Source organism: Vibrio renipiscarius (genome assembly GCF_000827885.1).
Lineage (GTDB): Bacteria > Pseudomonadota > Gammaproteobacteria > Enterobacterales > Vibrionaceae > Vibrio > Vibrio renipiscarius.
This window is the reverse complement of record NZ_JTKH01000006.1, coordinates 275,059-294,669: the sequence shown is the minus strand read 5'-3', so window position 1 is coordinate 294,669 and position 19,611 is coordinate 275,059. Positions and strand designations below refer to the sequence as shown.

At 44.9% G+C, this 19,611-nt stretch carries 16 protein-coding genes; 7 read left to right on the top strand and 9 right to left on the bottom strand.

Annotation, left to right across the window (positions count from 1 at the left end; translation table 11 throughout):
* The first annotated feature begins 358 nt into the window (after window positions 1-358).
* Window positions 359-1,219: a bifunctional methylenetetrahydrofolate dehydrogenase/methenyltetrahydrofolate cyclohydrolase FolD gene (folD, locus tag OJ16_RS04650; RefSeq protein ID WP_040987911.1), complete on the top strand. Its 861-nt coding sequence runs from the start codon at window positions 359-361 to the stop codon at window positions 1,217-1,219.
* Between the two features lie 125 nt (window positions 1,220-1,344).
* On the opposite strand, the gene OJ16_RS04645 is transcribed toward folD, so the two are convergent.
* The 4 genes from OJ16_RS04645 to OJ16_RS04630 form a co-directional block, all read right to left on the bottom strand.
* A complete protein-coding gene (locus OJ16_RS04645) occupies window positions 1,345-2,544 on the bottom strand; it encodes a NupC/NupG family nucleoside CNT transporter (RefSeq protein ID WP_040987901.1) in 1,200 nt (399 codons plus the stop codon).
* A gap of 239 nt (window positions 2,545-2,783) precedes the next feature.
* Window positions 2,784-3,728, bottom strand: a complete 945-nt coding sequence (locus tag OJ16_RS04640; protein WP_040987892.1) for a LysR family transcriptional regulator — start codon at window positions 3,726-3,728, stop codon at window positions 2,784-2,786.
* 96 nt (window positions 3,729-3,824) lie between these two features.
* Window positions 3,825-4,799, bottom strand: coding sequence for a lytic murein transglycosylase (locus OJ16_RS04635; protein WP_040987890.1), 975 nt, complete (start codon window positions 4,797-4,799; stop codon window positions 3,825-3,827).
* Between the two features lie 27 nt (window positions 4,800-4,826).
* Entirely contained in the window at window positions 4,827-5,108 is a 282-nt protein-coding gene (locus tag OJ16_RS04630) for a YcgL domain-containing protein (RefSeq protein ID WP_040987888.1), read from the bottom strand.
* Between the two features lie 182 nt (window positions 5,109-5,290).
* On the opposite strand from OJ16_RS04630, the gene minC reads away from it, so the two are divergent.
* Genes minC through minE form a run of 3 tightly spaced genes read left to right on the top strand, consistent with a single transcriptional unit; the run spans window position 5,291 to window position 7,056 of the window.
* Complete coding sequence (gene minC / locus OJ16_RS04625; RefSeq protein ID WP_040987886.1) at window positions 5,291-5,953, top strand: septum site-determining protein MinC; 663 nt, start codon at window positions 5,291-5,293, stop codon at window positions 5,951-5,953.
* Between the two features lie 20 nt (window positions 5,954-5,973).
* Window positions 5,974-6,786, top strand: a complete 813-nt coding sequence (gene minD / locus OJ16_RS04620) for a septum site-determining protein MinD (RefSeq protein ID WP_040987884.1) — start codon at window positions 5,974-5,976, stop codon at window positions 6,784-6,786.
* Window positions 6,787-6,792: 6 nt separating this feature from the next.
* Window positions 6,793-7,056 (top strand): cell division topological specificity factor MinE, encoded by a 264-nt coding sequence (minE, locus tag OJ16_RS04615; protein WP_040987881.1) that lies wholly within the window; start codon window positions 6,793-6,795, stop codon window positions 7,054-7,056.
* 324 nt (window positions 7,057-7,380) lie between these two features.
* Here the strand turns inward: minE and adhE are convergent, their stop codons facing one another.
* On the bottom strand, window positions 7,381-10,077 hold the full coding sequence (gene adhE / locus OJ16_RS04610) for a bifunctional acetaldehyde-CoA/alcohol dehydrogenase (protein WP_040987878.1): 2,697 nt from the start codon (window positions 10,075-10,077) through the stop codon (window positions 7,381-7,383).
* A 650-nt stretch (window positions 10,078-10,727) separates the two neighbouring features.
* Between adhE and OJ16_RS04605 the strand changes: the two genes are divergently transcribed.
* Window positions 10,728-11,369 carry a YchE family NAAT transporter gene (locus OJ16_RS04605; RefSeq protein WP_040987877.1) on the top strand — a complete coding sequence of 214 codons (642 nt, stop codon included), beginning with the start codon at window positions 10,728-10,730 and terminating at the stop codon, window positions 11,367-11,369.
* Between the two features lie 94 nt (window positions 11,370-11,463).
* Window positions 11,464-12,315 (top strand): ion transporter, encoded by an 852-nt coding sequence (locus OJ16_RS04600; RefSeq protein ID WP_040987875.1) that lies wholly within the window; start codon window positions 11,464-11,466, stop codon window positions 12,313-12,315.
* A 239-nt stretch (window positions 12,316-12,554) separates the two neighbouring features.
* On the opposite strand, the gene OJ16_RS04595 is transcribed toward OJ16_RS04600, so the two are convergent.
* Window positions 12,555-13,211: a GntR family transcriptional regulator gene (locus tag OJ16_RS04595; protein ID WP_040987873.1), complete on the bottom strand. Its 657-nt coding sequence runs from the start codon at window positions 13,209-13,211 to the stop codon at window positions 12,555-12,557.
* Between the two features lie 312 nt (window positions 13,212-13,523).
* Window positions 13,524-14,639 carry an aspartate-semialdehyde dehydrogenase gene (asd, locus tag OJ16_RS04590; protein WP_040988796.1) on the bottom strand — a complete coding sequence of 372 codons (1,116 nt, stop codon included), beginning with the start codon at window positions 14,637-14,639 and terminating at the stop codon, window positions 13,524-13,526.
* Between the two features lie 571 nt (window positions 14,640-15,210).
* On the opposite strand from asd, the gene nhaC reads away from it, so the two are divergent.
* Window positions 15,211-16,644 (top strand): Na+/H+ antiporter NhaC, encoded by a 1,434-nt coding sequence (gene nhaC, locus OJ16_RS04585; protein WP_040987871.1) that lies wholly within the window; start codon window positions 15,211-15,213, stop codon window positions 16,642-16,644.
* Between the two features lie 92 nt (window positions 16,645-16,736).
* Here nhaC and OJ16_RS04580 read toward each other — a convergent pair whose 3' ends face one another.
* Window positions 16,737-17,927, bottom strand: a complete 1,191-nt coding sequence (locus tag OJ16_RS04580) for a hypothetical protein (RefSeq protein ID WP_040988794.1) — start codon at window positions 17,925-17,927, stop codon at window positions 16,737-16,739.
* A 169-nt stretch (window positions 17,928-18,096) separates the two neighbouring features.
* Entirely contained in the window at window positions 18,097-19,500 is a 1,404-nt protein-coding gene (locus tag OJ16_RS04575; protein WP_040987869.1) for an Hpt domain-containing protein, read from the bottom strand.
* Window positions 19,501-19,611: the final 111 nt, after the last annotated feature.

Below are 19,611 nucleotides of genomic sequence, written 5' to 3'. Positions count from 1 at the left end.
CGAAATTCAAATCATTTGTACGCTTCATTTCACCAAATTAGGTTACAAAGCCTTTAGTCAATCATCTTGATCCGTTACACCAGAAATAACCTAATATAAGAACCTGCGACCACATCCTTAGAAGGGACGTGCTCTATCCAGCTGAGCTAAGGGCGCGCTATAGGGCAGAATTATACGAGTTAGCGCGCGCAACACAAGTGCTTTTAGTAACATTCTGATCTGAATGCTTAAAAAAAGGCCAATGACGGGCGTGGTGACTAAAAACACCACGAAGCAAACGTTTGCTTATAGATGTTCGTCAAATTTTTTGCGACAATACCTTATGTATTACTCGCCATTCTATTTCTGAAGGAAAGTCATGACAGCTCAAAACATTGATGGGAAGTTGATATCGCAAACCGTGCGATCGGAAGTTGCTGCACGAGTTAAAGCGCGCAAGGAAGCGGGTTTACGTGCACCAGGTTTGGCCGTGGTTCTTGTGGGTGAAGATCCTGCATCACAGGTGTATGTAGGTAGCAAGCGTCGCGCTTGTGAAGAAGTTGGCTTCGTCTCTAAATCTTTTGATTTACCCGCCACTACCAATGAGCAAGCGTTACTTAGCTTGATCGATGAGCTGAATGCTGACGACACTATTGATGGGATTTTGGTTCAACTGCCCTTACCTGCCGGTATTGATACCACACAAGTTTTAGAGCGTATCCATCCAGAAAAAGACGTCGATGGCTTCCATCCATATAACGTAGGTCGCCTGGCACAACGTATTCCAAAACTGCGTTCATGCACACCGAAAGGCATTATTACGCTGATGGAGCGTTACAATATTGATATGCGTGGTAAGCATGCGGTTATCGTGGGGGCTTCAAACATTGTTGGCCGTCCAATGACGCTAGAATTGCTTCTCGCTGGCTGTACGACAACAACCTGCCATCGGTTCACTAAAGATTTAGAAGGCCACGTACGTCAAGCAGACGTGGTTGTGGTGGCGGTTGGTAAACCTAACTTCATTCCAGGAGACTGGATCAAACAAGGTGCTGTTGTGATCGATGTGGGCATCAACCGTTTAGATAACGGTAAATTGGTCGGTGATGTTGAATACGCCAAAGCCAAAGAACGCGCGAGCTACATTACTCCCGTTCCGGGCGGCGTCGGCCCAATGACGGTGGCGAGCCTAATTGAAAATACTATGCTGGCTTGTGAGCAGTTTCATACGCAATCATAACCTCGCCTACCCACCTTGCGTTATTTATAGGATAGCTCTTGGGTGAGTGCCAAAATAAAAAGGGATGACATACGTCATCCCTTTTTGGATCTTGCTTTACGGTTTATACGATCAATACTGAACGCTTATAAACTCAGAATCACACCCGCTAGTGATGCGCTCATTAAGTTGGCCATCACGCCCGCTGCAATTGCGCGGAAACCGTATTGGGAAATAAAGCTGCGCTTTTCAGGCACAACGCTACCAAGACCACCAATCAGCATTGCCATGGTTGAGATGTTAGCAAAACCACACAGTGCGAAAGTCACGATCGCTTGTGAGTGCTCACTCAATAGCGGTTTTACTTCCATTAGTTGGATGAAAGCGACAAATTCGTTAACGACAATCTTGTTACCAATCAGAGAACCCGCAATCGTTGCTTCGCTCCATGGCACGCCAAGTAGCCATGCGACTGGTGCAAATAGGTAGCCAAGGATCAGTTCAAAGCTCAAGTCGATACCAACCAAGCCACCCGCCCAGCCAAGAATGCCGTTTAGCAATGCAATCACACTGACAAACGCTAGCAATGTCGCACCAACAGCCACAGCAATACGTAACCCCGCCATTGCGCCATCAGCCATGGCTTCAACTACGTTCGTCGCTTTTGGCATTTCAACGTTTTCTAGCTCAACTTCAGGCGCTAACGTTTCGCTTTCTGGCATCATGATTTTTGCCATCAAAAGACCCGCAGGCGCTGACATGAATGCCGCGGCGATAAGGTAGTTCAGATCAACACCCAATGATGCGTAGCCCACCAAAGTACCACCGGCAACTGATGCCAAGCCACAGGTCATAACGGTGAAGAACTGCGAATCCGTCATGTGCTTTAGGTAAGGCTTCACCACCAATGGCGCTTCAATCATACCCACAAAGATGTTTGCGGTTGCAGACAGGGATTCCGCACGGCCAATGCCAAGTAATTTTTGTAAGCCACCACCGATGAAGTTGATCACCTTCGGCATTAAGCCAATATGATACAGACCTGAAATCAAAGCGGAGAAGAATACAATGATACCCAATACGTTAATCGCGAAGGTAAAACTGCCCGTCGCTAAGCCACCAAATAGGAACGTAATCCCTTCTTGGCCGTAATTGATTAAATTAGATACCGCGGCTGTCACGCTGCCAAGCGCCTCTTTCCCTGCCGGCACATAAAGCACTAATAAGGCGAAAGAGATTTGTAACGCAAACGCCAGTGATACTGTACGGTAGTTAATGTTTTTACGGTTGGTTGATAGCAACCACGCGGTAAGCAAAATCGCCACAATACCTAAGATTGAGTTCATAAAGTGAATCCGACTAAAAGGGGGAATTGGAAAGGCATCGGATAATAGCGGCGAAAAAATGAGATGCAAGTCACACTTGTTGCAAGTTTGTACTTATTGGTGCTGCTTTTTACACCACCATTTTAACTAATTGTTTTTGAAGAGGATAAACGATTGCTCAATGCGTTTATTTCCAAATGGAAAAGATGTTTCCGACTTTGGAAATAATAACGACGATTTAACGCAACTCATTCGGGTCACTAACTCGGACGGCTAATGTAAGGCGAAAGCTGTACATCCCAATAACATGGGCTACCAATTTTATCTTTGATAAATTCGATCACCGCAGAGGTCTTTTTAGGCAGGTAATGACGGCTAGGGTAAACCGCATAAAAAGGCATGGTTTGGCTCGCTTTCCATTCTGGTAAGAGCTGAATAAGCTGACCGTTTTTAAATTCATCACGAATCAAATAAGTGGCTAAGTAGGCAATCCCCCACCCGGCAACCGCAGCGTCGCGTACCGCTTCAGCCAGATCGACAGAATAGTTGCCTGACACTTTGACATTGATTTGTTGCTCAGGATTCACAAATGCCCAGTTGGTGTAGTCCCGTTGCCAACTGCGATAAATCAAACAGTTATGATCACTCAGATCATGAGGGTGTGCGGGTGCGGTGTAATGCATTAAATAATCCGGTGAAGCCGCCACCACAAATTGGCAATCGGCTATACGGCGTGCAATGTAACCTTCTGGTAGATGTTCATTGTTGGTGATCCAAAGATCAAGCCCCTCTTCAAGCATATCCACTTTGTAGTCAAACAAGTGCACTTCCACTTGCAAGTTAGGGTACTGCTCACGCAATTCTTGAATCGCAGGGATAATATGCAAGGTACCAAACGATTGAGAAAGACCGAGCTTCACCAAGCCTTCCACTTCATCGCGCTGGCTTTCTATTTCGTTTTGCGCTTCATCGATGATGGCAACGATCTTTTGGCAGTGACGATGGAATCGCTCCCCCGCTTCGGTCGCGGTGAAACTGCGCGTCGTACGTTGGACGAGCTTAACACCAAGCGATTGCTCCAGTTGCGCCAATTGCTTACTGACATGCGAAACCGACACCCCTAAACTTTTAGCCGCCAGAGTGAAATTTTTATGTTTAAGTAAGGCGGAAAACACCACCATTTGTGCGGCTCGATCGGAAAGCACTGCATCTCCTGAAAAATGAAAGGGGCTCAATGAGCCCCTAAAGATAACCTGTTTAAATAACCTCAAGTGACGACAGTCACTTGAGTCAAAAAGCGATTAATCGAAAACGATTCGATCCGCTAAGTGGCTTACCGCCAAGGCGAAGTAATAAGAGCGATTCCACTTCATCAACACATTGTAGTTGTTGTACACCAAGAAGACGCGCCCATCGGCTTGATCTGGTGCGGTTAACCACGCTTCAATGTCATTGTCGAGCTTCGGCAGTGGACGGCCATCAAAGCGCGTTACCCCAAGTTTACTCCACTCGGCGAGGCTCTTCTGTTTTCCTTCTACGCGGCCTTCAATATTCATATCAAAGTTCGCTGGCAGTTTGACTTGACGACCCCAAGTGTAAGCGTCGTTCCAACCAGATTGGCTTAAATAATTGGCCGTAGAAGCAAACACATCCGCTTTGGTGTTCCAGATGTCTTTCTTGCCATCACCATTGCCATCCGCGGCAAAGTTAATGAATGAGCTTGGCATAAACTGACACTGTCCCATTGCGCCTGCCCATGACCCTTTCATGTCATCCACTTTAATGTGGCCTTGATCGAGAATCGTCAGCGCCGACATTAGCTCTTTGCGGAAGAACGCTTCACGGCGGCCGTCATAAGCCATCGTGGAAAGTGCATCCACCACGCTGTAATTGCCGGTAAACTTACCAAAGTTGCTTTCTACGCCCCACAGCGCCACGATAAATCTGGGCTGTACACCGTATTCTTCACCAATGCGCGTCAATTCAGCTTGGTGTTTTTTATACAACTCTTTCGCTTGTTTCACTTTCCATTCTGGTACGGCACGCGGAATATACTCATCGAGGGTGAGTTTCTTCTCTGGTTGGTTACGATCGGCTTTAACAGCACGTGGTTTATAATTCACGTCAGCGAATGCTTGGGTAACGATCGACTCAGAGATGCCTTGTTGTAGCGCTTGTTCTTTTAAACTTTCAACGTATTGATCAAAGTCTTTATCTTGAGCAAACACCGGTGATGCCAGGGTTAAACTTAACGCGGCTAACAGTAGTTTTTTCACACTCTCCCTCCTTGAGCAACGAGATCTCTATACTGATTCTTGACGAGCTTTCTGTTCTTTGTATTCGTCCAATAAATTTTTAGGCGGTGGTGGCAATTGTAAGAAGAAACCATCGTCCATCATCGACTGTTTCACTTTTTCGACATTCACTTGTGCTAAGGTTCGACCTTCAAGTTTGACCACCATCACCATGGTTGGTTTACCAAACATTTGCATCAGTGCATCAGGAACTTGTGAAAAATCGTCCTTTTTTGGCACGTACAAATAGGCACCTTCTTTTTTCGAACTTTTGTAAATCGCACAAATCATGGGAAGCCTTTAATCCATCTTAGTTTAAAGAATATCAATCTTAAGTCATTTTTGGGAAGAAAACGCCCAAATGAGAGCAAGATAACTTGCTGACCGTATGCGGGGAATATAACATGACAACCCTACTCTCAGGCAACGTCATTTCTACGACGGCGATAACCCAATGAGGACAAAAGTAAAAGATGTCACATACCCCGGATTTAAAAGGTAGTAGCTTTACTTTGTCAGTTTTGCACCTTTCTGACAACGATGTCGAAAAAACTATCCATTTCCTGAAAGAGAAGGTCGAGCAAGCTCCCGCTTTTTTCACCTCAGCGCCTGTGGTAATCAATGTATCCTTAGTACAAGGCGATCTTGATTTTTTGACGCTGAAGCAAGGTATTTCTAGCGTTGGTATGATACCTGTCGGCATTACTGGCAGCAAAGATAAACGCACACAAAATATGGCCAGCGAAGCCGGATTTGCCATTATGTCGACAAGCAAATCGCCAGCGCAAGCCCCGGTAATGATGGCACCGACTAAGATCATTCGTACCCCTGTACGCTCTGGTCAACAAATTTACGCCAAAGACGCGGATTTGGTGGTATTGAATCACGTTAGCGAAGGCGCGGAAGTGATCGCCGATGGATCTATCCATATCCACGGCACCTTGCGTGGTCGTGCGATTGCTGGCGCAAACGGAAATAAAGGCGCCGTCATTGTCTGTAATAAATTACATGCAGAATTGATGTCTATTGCTGGCCACTACTGGCTAACCGAGCAGTTTGATGAAGCGTTTTGGCAGCAAAAAGTTTTATTTAGTTTAGAAGATGACTCACTGAAGTTTGAGTTGTTGACGATTTAAAAGATTATAAGGAAAGAAGAATGGCACGCATTATTGTCGTCACGTCAGGTAAAGGTGGTGTAGGTAAGACAACCTCCAGCGCTGCGATTGCCTCTGGCCTTGCGCTAAAAGGTAAAAAAACAGCGGTTATCGATTTCGATATCGGTTTGCGTAACCTTGATTTAATCATGGGTTGTGAGCGTCGCGTTGTGTATGACTTTGTTAACGTCATCAACGGCGAAGCGACACTTAACCAAGCGATGATCAAAGACAAGCGCACAGACAACCTATTCATTCTGCCGGCTTCTCAAACTCGTGACAAAGATGCGTTGACTAAAGAAGGCGTAAGACGCGTGCTTGACGAGTTAGATGAGATGGGCTTTGAGTTCATTATTTGTGACTCGCCTGCCGGTATCGAGCAAGGCGCACTCATGGCGCTATACTTTGCTGATGAAGCGATTGTTACGACTAACCCTGAAGTTTCTTCTGTCCGCGATTCAGACCGCATTTTAGGTATCCTTGATTCTAAATCAGTGCGTGCAGAACAAGGTTTAGAGCCTGTAAAACAACACCTGCTGCTAACTCGCTACAACCCTGCGCGTGTTAACCAAGGCGAAATGCTGAGCGTAGAAGATGTAGAAGAAATCCTGCATATTTCTTTACTGGGTGTCATTCCAGAAAGCCAAGCAGTACTCAACGCCTCAAACAAAGGTGTGCCAGTAATTTTTGACGATCAGTCTGATGCGGGCCAAGCTTATGCTGATACCGTTGATCGTTTATTGGGTGATCAAATTGACTTCCGCTTCCTAACTGAGCAGAAGAAAGGGATTTTCAAACGACTATTTGGAGGCTAACACGGCATGTCATTATTGGAATTTTTCCGTCCACAGAAGAAGACAACGGCAAACTTAGCCAAAGAACGATTACAAATCATCGTGGCAGAGCGACGCAGCCTTGATGATCCTGCGCCTTCTTATTTACCTCAACTGAAAGAAGACATTCTGAAAGTGATCAGTAAATATGTGGCGATTGATCCTTCAATGGTTGACCTGACTTTTGAGCACAAGGATGACGACATTTCCGTGCTTGAACTGAATGTTAAGTTGCCAGATGAAGAAAGATAAACGCTTAACTGTCGTGGTACACCAAGCGGCATAAGTCTTTATCCTAACGCCTAAGAACCGATGCTAACGCATCGGTTTTTTTATGTCCGTCATAGCCCTCACCTTCTAGCATCTAGCATCTAGCATCTAGCATCTAATTAAGACTGATTGACCCTGATGAATAAAAGGCAATATTGCTCAACACAATCTCGCCATCACCCTCCATGATCGTTCCATCTACCTTTTTCTGCCGCGCACAAAAAAAGCCCCCGTCTTTCGACAGGGGCTTTCTATTTTTTGCTAATTTCGTGCTAGCGAAATCTAACTCATCATAACGCTGACTAATTAAGCGTCAGATTTTTCTTTCTTAGCTTTAGCTGGTTTTGCTTCTTGGTCTGCTTTCTTCTTGATAACTGTTGTACCTTCGAAAGTTTCACCTTCAACAAATGCAGTGCCAAAGTAAGAAGCAGTTAGAACTTCTTTTAGCTCGCTGATTAGTGGGTAACGTGGGTTCGCACCAGTACATTGGTCATCGAACGCTTCAACTGATAGCTCTTCTAGTTTAGAGATGAAATCAGCTTCGTTTACGCCAGCAGCTTGGATTGATAGTGGGATATCCAAATCAACTTTCAGCTCTTCTAACCAAGTTAGTAGACGTTCAATCTTCTGAGCAGTGCGGTCACCAGCTTGGCTTAGGCCTAGGTGGTCAGCGACTTCAGCGTAACGACGACGTGCTTGTGGACGGTCGTATTGAGAGAACGCAGTTTGCTTCGTTGGGTTATCGTTCGCGTTGTAACGTACAACGTTTGAGATAAGTAGTGCGTTAGCAAGACCGTGTGGTAGGTGGAACTCAGCACCTAGCTTGTGTGCCATTGAGTGACAAACACCTAGGAATGCGTTCGCAAATGCCATACCAGCGATGGTTGCTGCGTTGTGTACTTTCTCACGAGCGATTGGGTCAGCCGCACCATTTTTGTAGCTTGATGGTAGGTATTCTTTAAGCATCTTAAGTGCTTGAAGCGCTTGACCGTCTGAGTATTCGTTCGCTAGAACTGATACGTAAGCTTCAAGAGCGTGAGTTACTGCATCGTAACCGCCGAACGCTGTTAGAGACTTAGGCATGTTCATTACTAAGTTCGCATCAACGATAGCCATGTTTGGCGTGATTTCGTAGTCAGCTAGTGGGTACTTAGCACCTGTCTTGTCGTCTGTAACAACCGCGAATGGCGTAACTTCTGAACCCGTACCTGAAGTTGTAGTGATACATACAAGCTCAGCTTTTTGACCCATTTTAGGGAACTTGTAGATACGTTTACGGATGTCCATAAAGCGCATTGCTAGTTCTGCAAAGTGAGTTTCTGGGTGCTCGTACATAACCCACATGATCTTAGCCGCGTCCATTGGAGAACCGCCACCTAGAGCAAGGATTACGTCAGGTTGGAAGCTCTTCATTGCTTCAGCGCCTTTCTCTACTACTGATAGAGTTGGATCCGCTTCTACATCAAAGAATGTTTGAACTTCGATACCTTGAGCTTTAAGTAGACGAACTACGTCATCAGCGTAACCGTTGTTGAATAGGAAACGGTCAGTTACTAGGAACGCGCGTTTCTTACCTTCTAGGTCGCCAAGAGCGATTGGAAGGCTACCACGACGGAAGTAGATTGATTTTGGTAGTTTGTGCCACAACATATTTTCAGCTCGCTTCGCAACAGTTTTCTTGTTGATTAGGTGCTTAGGACCAACGTTTTCAGAGATAGAGTTACCACCCCATGAACCACAACCTAGCGTTAGTGATGGTGCAACGTTGAAGTTGTACAGGTCACCGATACCGCCGTGAGTCGTTGGGATGTTGATAAGAATACGCGCAGTCTTCATCTTGTCACCGAAGTAACGGATACGGTCTGCGTTCACGTCTTGGTTAGTGTAAAGACCAGATGTATGGCCGATACCACCGATTTCTACCATTGTTACTGCTTGGTCAACTGCGTTTTCGAAAGAAGTTGCGCGGAACATACCAAGAGTTGGAGATAGTTTCTCGTGAGCGAATTCGTCATCGTAAGACACTTCGCCTAGGCCTTCACCAACAAGAATCTTAGTATCAGCAGGCACTTTAACACCCGCCATTTCAGCGATTGCTACTGCAGGCTGACCTACGATTTTTGCGTTTAGTGCGCCGTCGATAAGAAGCACTTTACGAACTTTATCTGCGTCAGCTTTGCTTAGTACGTGACCTTTGTGAGAAGCAAAACGCTCTTTCACTTCGTCGTATACTTCGTCCATTACGATAACTGCTTGCTCAGAAGCACAAACTACGCCGTTATCGAATGTTTTAGACATAAGGATAGATGCGACAGCACGTTTAACGTCTGCTGTTTCATCGATAACTACAGGAACGTTACCTGCACCTACGCCGATTGCTGGTTTACCAGAAGAGTAAGCCGCTTTAACCATGCCTGGACCACCAGTTGCAAGGATAAGAGCGATACCATCGTGCTTCATCAGAGCGTTTGAAAGCTCAACAGAAGGTTGGTCGATCCAACCGATGATGTCTTTTGGTGCGCCGGCTGCTACTGCTGCATCTAGAACAAGTTTAGCTGCGTCGTTAGTAGAGTTTTTAGCACGTGGGTGTGGTGAGAAGATGATACCGTTACGAGTCTTCAGAGAGATCAGTGATTTAAAGATCGCTGTAGACGTTGGGTTTGTTGTTGGAACGATACCACAGATGATGCCTACAGGCTCAGCGATGGTCATTGTGCCTAGGTTGTCATCTTCTTCAAGGATGCCACAGGTTTTTTCATCTTTGTATTTGTTGTAAATGAACTCAGATGCAAAGTGGTTCTTGATTACTTTATCTTCAACAATACCCATACCAGACTCAGCAACCGCTTGTTGTGCTAGCGGGATACGAGCATGGTTAGCTGCTAGAGATGCTGCACGGAAAATTGCATCTACTTGTTCTTGTGAGAAAGTAGCGAATTCTTCTTGAGCCGCTTTTACGCGAGCTACTAGAGCATCTAGTTCAGCCAGATTAGTTACAGGCATAGGGAATCTCCTAAAATTAACAAATATTAAAAACTTTTTATTAAGCTCGTTATTTGTACTCTTTCACGTTGCTTCGTGACTGGGTGAATAACACTCTTAGTAAATTGCTTTCAGGGCTGAGTATAATATTTCAGAGTGTGAAAAAAATTGACTCAGATCAGTTATGAAAAACTAATTACTCCCTTAGTGGTAAACACCGAAAGAATACATCATTAACACACTGATTTAAAACAAATATAACCCCGAACCACTGGTGTTTAAAAAAACCGCACTTAACCAACAAAAACTCAAAAACTTTCAAAATTCTGTAAAAAACTTTCATTTATCTACAAAACTCACGATTGTAAGTAAGATTTTACGTGCCACTGATAGTATATCCAAATCACATTATCTCTCTATAAATACACTTATCTTTTGTTGAAAATGTGCGAATGTTAACACTTATGAAAAAAGCATCCTCTCTATCTCTGCCGCTTCTGTAACAAACCATTTTTATATCGTTCACAAAAGCGTCAATAATAAGATTTTCTCACCCATTCGAACCTTTATACGTTAGATTTTTTCATTCGTTTACTTTCTCGTAATGAACTACATTATGCGCGAAATTACCCCTTTACCTTTTTCATACTGCCAACGCGTGAGTCATTACTATGCAAACCATCGAGCTTGCGATTTTTCTTCAGTTTTTTTTAGGCCTTGTCGCGGCCGTTAACCCTATTGGTATCATGCCTGTGTTTGTTTCGTTAACGAACCACATGACATTAGAGGAAAAGAAAAAGACTGCCTTAACGGCAAATTTTGCCGTTGTTATCATCTTGGTTGTTTCTTTGCTGGCGGGTCAGTTTCTTCTCGACATGTTCAGTATTTCTATCGATTCATTCCGTGTAGCGGGTGGCATGCTGTTAATTAGCATCGCGTTTTCAATGATGAGCGGGAAACTCGGTGAAGATAAACAGAACAAACAAGAGAAAACGGAATCGGTTACTCGTGAACAAGTCGGCGTGGTGCCACTAGCGATGCCTTTGATGGCTGGCCCTGGTGCAATCAGTTCAACGATTGTTTACGGCGCACGCTACCCGAGTATGTTTGATACCTTGGGCATTATTTTAACCATCATCGCATTTTGCTTCTGCTCATGGTTACTATTCCGCTCAGCCCCACTATTGGTTCGTTTCTTAGGCCAAACGGGCATCAACGTCATTACTCGTATCATGGGTTTGATCTTGGGCGCTCTAGGCATTGAATTTATCGCCAATGGTTTACGCGGTTTATTCCCAGCCTTAATAGGCTAAGCGCTTTGATATAAGGGCCTGTGCGATATCTCGGATAGGCCTCTTTCTTTACTTTCTGGTATGATATTGCATTATTTTTTATCGATGACATGTCATGCCAAAGACCTCTTTAAAGCACCATCTTTACGTCATTATCTTCGGTACGCACACCAAAGCAGGCCGAGCGTTTGATATTGGCTTAATCATTGCCATTCTAACGTCGCTTGTGGTTCTGGTTTTAGAGTCGTTACCTTCTGTAATGACCGAATGGAGTACAGAGCTTCGTTACTGTGAATATGCCTTTACCGCATTATTCACGCTTGAATACCTATTGCGCCTGTACTGTTCTCCAAAACCAAAATCTTACGCCACCAGCTTTTATGGCGTGATCGATTTACTGGCCATTTTACCGACCTATTTAGCGATCTTCTTCCCTGCGGTTTCATTCATGGGTGTGATAAGGCTATTGCGCGTGATGCGTATTTTCCGCGTATTAAAGCTCGTGCGTTATCTGCAAGATTCAAATATTTTGCTGCGTTCATTGCTTATGGCGAAGCGTAAGATTTTTATCTTCTTTAATACCGTCGCCATTTTGGTCACGATTCTAGGTTCGCTCATTTATGTTATTGAAGGCCCCTCTAATGGCTTTACCAGTATTCCGCAAAGCATCTATTGGGCAATTGTGACGATTACGACGGTGGGTTATGGGGATCTCGTGCCTCAAACCGCTTTGGGTAAAGGCATCGCATCCATCACGATGTTGCTGGGTTATTCAATATTGGCAGTACCAACCGGGATCATCACCGCTGAACTCAACCAAGAGATGAAGTCACACCGAACTTTGGTTAAGTGTCCAAACTGTTCAAAGGCGGGTCATGAATCGGATGCGATGAATTGTAAGTTCTGCGGCAGCGAACTTGCTGATCCTGATGAGCGGATGGTGGTTCAACACGCTGAACGTGATTGAAAGAGCGATATTCCACGCTCAGAAATGCAAAAGAGGGTGTCATAGACACCCTCTTTATTAAATTAGCGAAAGTTCATTCCAACTTGTATGTCCATTGTGTATTTCACCTTGCACCAAGTCGCTTCTCTTTCTTTACTCCCTCGCTTCTCTTTAGTCATCCACTCCACTGCCCGTATACCTTAAAGATAACTCGACCGAGTGAGAGTCAATAATCGGATTCGCGAGCGACAAGCTATCCGTTATGCTTGATGATTCTTTATTGAATCACACAGGGGCGTAACTGGCGTGATATTGGCTTTTGCCTCTTGCCACGCAAGCTCTGCATTACCGTCACAAATCGCATCAATCATCGGCTTATGGCTAAGCGCACTTTGTGAAAGATCATAATCAATATGCGTCATACTCAAGTAACTGAGTAATTGATTGGCAATTTGGCTGTAAGCCTTTTCCATTCTTTTACTGCAACTCACTTCGATGATTTTTCGATGTAATTTGAAATCAGCTTGGCTGATGGCTTGAATGTCATCCGGCACTGCAGCACAAAGATCGCAATATTCTTGGAACAGTGCACTCAGCGCTTTCTTATCTTGCTCTGACGCTTTTTCAGCCGCCATCGATGCCGCTTGGCTTTCTAACGCGACTCGTATGTTGTACAGCTCCCACAGATCATCTTCATCTAGCATGAAAACATGCCAACCTGCGTAAGGTTTTTGAACTACCAAGCCTTCATGAGATAAGGTGTTAAGCGCCATACGAACCGTGCTGCGCGACAATTCCAAGTCCTTGGCTAAAGTGCTTTCAACAATTTTTTCGCCTTGCTCCATTTCACCGTTAACGATTTTCTCGCGGAGGTAGTCAGTGGCTTGCTCTTCTAAGCTTTGTTTATTGATTATCATTGTTTCAAGTTATCCATTGGCTCTATCGATACACAGTCATCCTAAACTGGCATGTCGAGCACATTGTCTGGGATCTGTGCGTATCATAGCAAACTCTGCTTTCCATCCGCACTACTCTAATGTGAAAACAGGTGCAATGGCTTAAATAATGTCTAGTTACGCTGGCTTATGGCGATAAATCACTCACTGGCTTCACGCATCAAACGTGTAACGTTAAAACAACAAAGGCTACCGAGTGGTAGCCTTTCATTTTACGGGTCAATTTATCATCAAATACTTAACCGGTTCACTGTAAGTAAAACGAATGACTGATTATTGTTTCTCAGCAAGGATGATACGCAGCGTGCGGCGTAATGGCTCTGCAGCACCCCACAATAGCTGGTCACCAACGGTGAACGCATTGAGGAAATCATCACCCATTGCCATCTTACGCAGACGACCAACCGGAACCGATAGTGTGCCTGTTACTTTTGCCGGCGTCAGCTCTTGCGCAGTAATGTCACGCTCATTCGGTATCACTTTCACCCAATCGTTGTGCGTCGCGATGATCTCTTCAATTTCATCCATCGGCACATTTTGCTTAAGCTTAATGGTTAATGCTTGAGAGTGACAACGCATCGCGCCAATACGAACACAGGTACCATCAATCGGCACTGGTGCATTTTGGAAACCAAGAATCTTGTTTGCTTCTACGCCCGCTTTCCACTCTTCTTTGCTTTGACCATTATCGCGCTTCACGTCGATCCATGGGATCAACGAGCCTGCCAACGGAACACCGAATTTGTCCGTAGGGAACGAACTGCTGCGCATGGTGTCAGCCACTTTTTTGTCGATATCAAGAATAGAACTCGCAGGATTAGCAAGCTGTGAACTGACCGCATCGTTCACAACGCCCATTTGGGAAATAAGCTCACGCATGTTTTGTGCGCCTGCACCTGACGCCGCTTGATAGGTCATTGCGCTGGTCCATTCAACCAGACCTTTTTCAAACAAACCACCAAGGCCCATTAGCATTAGGCTCACGGTACAGTTACCACCAACAAAGGTGTTCGTTCCGTTATGGATGCCTTGCTGGATTTGGGTGTGGTTGACCGGATCAAGAGTAATAATTGAATCCGATGCCATACGAAGCGTCGAAGCAGCATCAATCCAGTAGCCCTTCCAACCTGCTTGGCGAAGTGCTGGGTACACTTTCTCGGTGTAACCACCACCTTGACACGTAATAATGGCATCAAGCTGCTTTAAACTTTCAATATCAAACGCATCTTGCAGATCTCCGGCCTCTTTTCCTAAAAACGGGGCTGGGATACCAATTTGTGATGTACTGTAAAATACCGGTTCAATGAAATTGAAGTCACCTTCTTCAACCATACGTTGCATTAGCACAGAACCCACCATGCCACGCCAACCAACTAAACCTACTCTCATCATCTACTCTCCATGTATTTTAAAAAATGGCTATTCTTTGAAATTTGTACTCTCTCCATACTTCAATTTTCAAACAAAAATCTCAAGTTAAAAATCACGCTTTGCTACATCTTTTGCGATTATTTTTATAAATTAACCATAAAAATGTCATTTATGACGTTATTTCATTCGCTCAATCCCACTTTTTACTCGGCTAACGTCCTCCGAACTCAGCGTTACAGCTGTGCCACATAAATAACACATTACAAGATCCAATTGACACCAACAAGATAACAATGGCCAGTTTATTTAACCAAAACCAAACTCAAAGTAAGCCAAATACAATACACAAATGAAACAGACTCGATATATTCATCTGTTTAGGGTAAAGTCCGTGCTATTAAAAAGGAGTTAACACTCGTATCAATCACTTAGCACTTGCAGAGTAATCTGCCAGCAACTCGAACCGCAACCTTTATGCAATCACACGGCGATAGGTAAGCTAATCCCTTGCTTCAATGTTTTTGCCCTAAATTTTGTTTGATTTGTGGTGTTGAGTGATGAACGGTATTAAATAGCTAAGAGGCTCGCGATGACGCAACGTACACTTCGCCTACCAAGCTTGATGCAAGTAATTGTTTCACTTGGTTTATTCTTAACGATGGCATTTTCGTTTACTGCCAAGTTTAATCTACCGATTCAGCTTGCGTTGTATATCGGCTGGTTCATTATTATCGTATTAGGTCTGAGACTGGGCCATAAATACAAAGAGTTAGAGCAAGCAGCCCTTAGCGGAATCTCAAATGGCCTTGGGGCGGTACTGATCCTATTGGCCGTTGGTGCTCTTGTTGGAACCTGGATTTCAGGCGGCATCGTACCAACCATCATTTACTATGGCCTTAAGGCGATTCACCCTTCTATCTTCCTTCTCGCAACCATGGTGATCTGTTCATTAACCGCGTTAGCGACAGGGACATCGTGGGGCGCAGCGGGTACTGCGGGTATCGCGATGATGGGTATTGGTCAAGGCCTTGGTGTACCCGCCCCCATTACCGCAGGCGCAATTCTATCCGGCTGTTACTTTGGCGATAAAATGTCACCACTGTCAGACTCCGTGATCCTTGCCTCTTCTATGTCAAATGTTGAAGTTGTTGAGCATATTAAAGGCATGTTGCCGATTGCACTGATCAGCTACATCATTACCGGCATTCTGTTTACTCTGTTTGGTTTTCATTTCGCGGGCAATATCGACATGTCGCAAGTCGATGGCGTGATTGCAGCGATGGATCAACAGTTCTACATCACTCCATTTTCGTTTGTTCCTGTGATTATCGTATTAGCGCTATTGGCGATGCGTATGCCTTCGTTCCCTGTGATCAGCTTTGGTTCTTTACTGGGTATTATCTGGGCGGTCATGATTCAAGATGTGGATTTCCTCACCGCGTTCCAAACCGCTTGGGAACCTTACTCGATTTTATCTGGTGTCGACTTTATTGATTCCATCTTAAATCGCGGCGGCATGTCTTCTATGCTGGGATCGGTGGCGGTGATCGTATTTGGTTTAGGCTTTGGTGGCTTACTGGATAAAGTGGGCGTTTTAGAGACAGTGGCTAAAATGTTCGAACGTCGCGTGAACAGCGCGGGTTCTTTAGCAACGTCAACTATTGCGACGGCCTTTATGGGCAACGTTTTTGGCTCGGCTATGTATGTGTCACTGATCTTAACGCCAAAAATATGCGCGAAAAACTACGACCGATTAGGTTACAAACGTAAGAACTTATCTCGCAATGCCGAGTTTGGTGGCACGTTAACGTCCGGTATGGTGCCTTGGAGTGACAACGGCATTTATATGGCGAGTATTTTAGGCGTGGCGACACTTTCTTATGCGCCGTTCATGTGGCTGAGCTTCGTATGTATCATTGTTACGATCGTGACTTCGTACATGGGTTGGTTTGTTGATAAGTGCGAACCCACAGCGCAAGCAAGCGAAGAAGAAGCGCGGGATTTACAACAGCAAAACGCCTAATTCTTCTACCCCATAAACAAAGAGCGCCTAGGCGCTCTTTGTTATTTTATCGTTGTGGCTAACTTACTGCCTTGGTTAACTTGCTGTCTTCGTTAACTTACGGCCTTGGTTTTCACCGCTGCGCGCTTACCTAGCAGGTAGCCGATGCCTAGCGGAGCAAAGAAAATCACAATAATGAACAACACAAAATACAGAATGGTACTTTTCACCAGTTCAATAAGCTTGTCCATCGCGAGGGTCACTACCTCTTGTGATACATGGTCCAGATCTTGAGCAAATCTCTCTCGCTCTTGGCTAATGATGCTAGCCACTTCTTGTCTTTCTCTTGCCACCATGGTTTCTAATGCTTGGCGCTCTTCACTTAATTGCACCAATCGCGCTTCTGTTTTTTTATCGATATCTTCAACCAAAGGTTGAAGGTGCAAAGCCATTTCTTCCGCTAAATGCCCCATATACTCCGGGTTGTTACGGATAAAATCACTCAGCGCGTCGGAGGTAACTTTTAAGCTATCCAACGCTTGATTCACTTGTGCAATGCTGGCTGAGCTATTCAAGGCCAATAACTGCGCTTTCCAAGTCATCACTTTTGGGGTTTGCTCTGAAACCAGGCTTAAGCGATCAGAGACGTCCCCCAACGCTTCAGGCATTGTCCCTAATGTTGTTACCGCATCTTCCTCGTTAATTTGATTCGCTTCTAACCACGCTCGGTAAGCCGGTGTACGAATCAAACTCAAATCCGCAAATGGGTATGTCTCTACAAACTTGGTCACAAACGCTTGGGATTGTTTATATACCGCTGGTTTTAAAAGCGAACGAGCAAGCTTATCGACTTCGTTAGCCAGATGCTGTGAGACTTGCTTTGCTTCGTCGTCACTGCGCTCACCATTGGCGAGTGTTTTACCCACGAAAAGGTGCTGACCATTACCATGCGCATAAAATTGGTTCATTTGCTGAACAAAAACCCAACTATCAATCAACCCTGCCATTGGCGAGACTTGGTAAGCCGCCGCTTGCATGCCTTCTTCAGCGTTAATTTTCCACAATAAAACATAAGACTGATGCACTTTGTCATCCGCCTCATAGCGAGTTTGCAACACATCGGCCGCTTGCTCTACCTGAGCGAAAAACTGCTGGGTGTATTCACGCGTCATAATGCGCATGTTCAGCTCTTGCTGAGTCAATGGCACGGTTTGCGTATCAATTTTTAGTTCTAATAAAGAGCAACCAGAAAGTAAGGCGCTGGCAGAAAGCACCAACCCCAAGAAAAAATGGCGGATAGACATAGAATTACCTGAGAAAAAGACAACGAGAGTACGACGCCAGTGTCGAACGAACTGGCGGTACTTATTGCCGGGCATTCTAATCCATTTTGGGAAATTATCGCGGTAATTTTTAACCCAACATTGTTATCCTAAATAAGACGCTTTGGGCCTAGGTAAAACAACGGATAAATCAGGCTTTTTCGTGAATAAAAGACTGCGCTTCATTGGTGGCTTTGCTCAAATGTTTATTAAGAGCCACCAACAATTCTGGGACTCGCGTGCTGTCATGTTGAATCGCATGCTCTAACTGGCCAGCAACATCTCGCAGGTTCATCGCGCCTAAATTTCCCCCCACACCTTTTAAGCTATGGGCTTTGCGAATCGCCTCTTCGGGAGAATCATGAATCAGACGTGAAATATCGGTGACATCGTTTTGGTGATCTTCAATAAAGACTTCAAGCAACATGCAGAGAGATTCGCTATCGTTACCAAGTGATTCAAGCATTCCCGAGAAATTAATTTCAGCTTGAGCCGTTTCAGTCTGAACGATTGTCGCCGTGAGATCGTCATTGGGTTCATGAGAAGGCGGGGCTATAGGTGAGATGTCATCAACATGAGTAACCGCGCTGTCACTCTTAGCGCTATCATTCTTAGCACTGTCATACTTAGCGCGATCTTCAACGACCGCCGTGTGTGGAGGATGTTGAGTGTGGACCCCTTCGCTTTTCGCTGAGCTTATAGGTTTAGATTCAACTTCTGCCGCATTATCATCGCCCACTGCGTTAGCATTATCATCAAGCGAGGATGATCGCTGTAGCATGGCATAACTGCTGTACCATAGAAGCATAATGCTCAAAAGGGCAGCGCCGCTCAGCACCATCATTACGAATAGATATTTTTCAAGCAGGTGATGATACTGGGTTTCCACCTCTGTTATCTCGTTATGAACAGAATGGCTGATCAATTGCGACACAAAGTAAGAACCTTGAGCATAATTCCCCATCACTTGAGATGTCTTAGCCAAAAGAGCTTGCAGCTGTTTTTTTTCGTCTTCTGGTAACAATAGTGATTGCTTGTAGAGATTTTCGAAATCTCTGTATGCCACAGAATTGGCGGATTGCGATGCAAACAAGGCTTCAAACACATAAGCGCTCAATTGGTAATAATGCGCTTGTCTCTCTTGATTCCCCGCATAAACTAAGCGCTTTGCTTGTATCTCATCAATCAAAGCCACCAATGCTAATTCAGTGCCCATAAATGCTCGGCTTTGTTCAACAAACCACTCTGTCGTAAACAGCAGTTGTTGAATATCAGGCATAAAACCGGCCCCTTGATCTGCCGTCGCCAACTCTTTGTGCATGGCTTCAATATCGTCCAAATTGATGATTTGCTGTGAGGCGAGATCGATACGGTAAGGAGAATCAAAAAACAGGTGACTACGAAACTCCTCGATATGAGTACCCAGTCGCTCTACACGCTCCATCTCTTTTTCCGTATTTTGGTAGCTCATCATTATCGCAGCTAGGCCAAATGCCCACACCAAAACTACGCTCCAGCTCCAGCCCCAGCCAAACTTCAATTGTCTTTTCTGCATACCAATCCGTCAGTGTCAATTCCCTTCAATACAAGACTATACATAAATTGGCGCTTCTGCAGGATGCAGGGCGCAAAATGTCGCCAAACGCAAATTATGATGATGTCCGGC

Coding starts and splice junctions, on each gene's coding strand:
- adhE (WP_040987878.1), bottom strand. CDS start 10,077: ATGCCTGTAACTAATCTGGCTGAACTAGATGCTCTAGTAGCTCGCGTA.
- asd (WP_040988796.1), bottom strand. CDS start 14,639: ATGAGAGTAGGTTTAGTTGGTTGGCGTGGCATGGTGGGTTCTGTGCTA.
- nhaC (WP_040987871.1), top strand. CDS start 15,211: ATGACGCAACGTACACTTCGCCTACCAAGCTTGATGCAAGTAATTGTT.
- folD (WP_040987911.1), top strand. CDS start 359: ATGACAGCTCAAAACATTGATGGGAAGTTGATATCGCAAACCGTGCGA.
- OJ16_RS04600 (WP_040987875.1), top strand. CDS start 11,464: ATGCCAAAGACCTCTTTAAAGCACCATCTTTACGTCATTATCTTCGGT.
- minE (WP_040987881.1), top strand. CDS start 6,793: ATGTCATTATTGGAATTTTTCCGTCCACAGAAGAAGACAACGGCAAAC.
- OJ16_RS04645 (WP_040987901.1), bottom strand. CDS start 2,544: ATGAACTCAATCTTAGGTATTGTGGCGATTTTGCTTACCGCGTGGTTG.
- OJ16_RS04630 (WP_040987888.1), bottom strand. CDS start 5,108: ATGATTTGTGCGATTTACAAAAGTTCGAAAAAAGAAGGTGCCTATTTG.
- OJ16_RS04605 (WP_040987877.1), top strand. CDS start 10,728: ATGCAAACCATCGAGCTTGCGATTTTTCTTCAGTTTTTTTTAGGCCTT.
- minD (WP_040987884.1), top strand. CDS start 5,974: ATGGCACGCATTATTGTCGTCACGTCAGGTAAAGGTGGTGTAGGTAAG.
- OJ16_RS04575 (WP_040987869.1), bottom strand. CDS start 19,500: ATGCAGAAAAGACAATTGAAGTTTGGCTGGGGCTGGAGCTGGAGCGTA.
- OJ16_RS04580 (WP_040988794.1), bottom strand. CDS start 17,927: ATGTCTATCCGCCATTTTTTCTTGGGGTTGGTGCTTTCTGCCAGCGCC.
- minC (WP_040987886.1), top strand. CDS start 5,291: ATGTCACATACCCCGGATTTAAAAGGTAGTAGCTTTACTTTGTCAGTT.
- OJ16_RS04595 (WP_040987873.1), bottom strand. CDS start 13,211: ATGATAATCAATAAACAAAGCTTAGAAGAGCAAGCCACTGACTACCTC.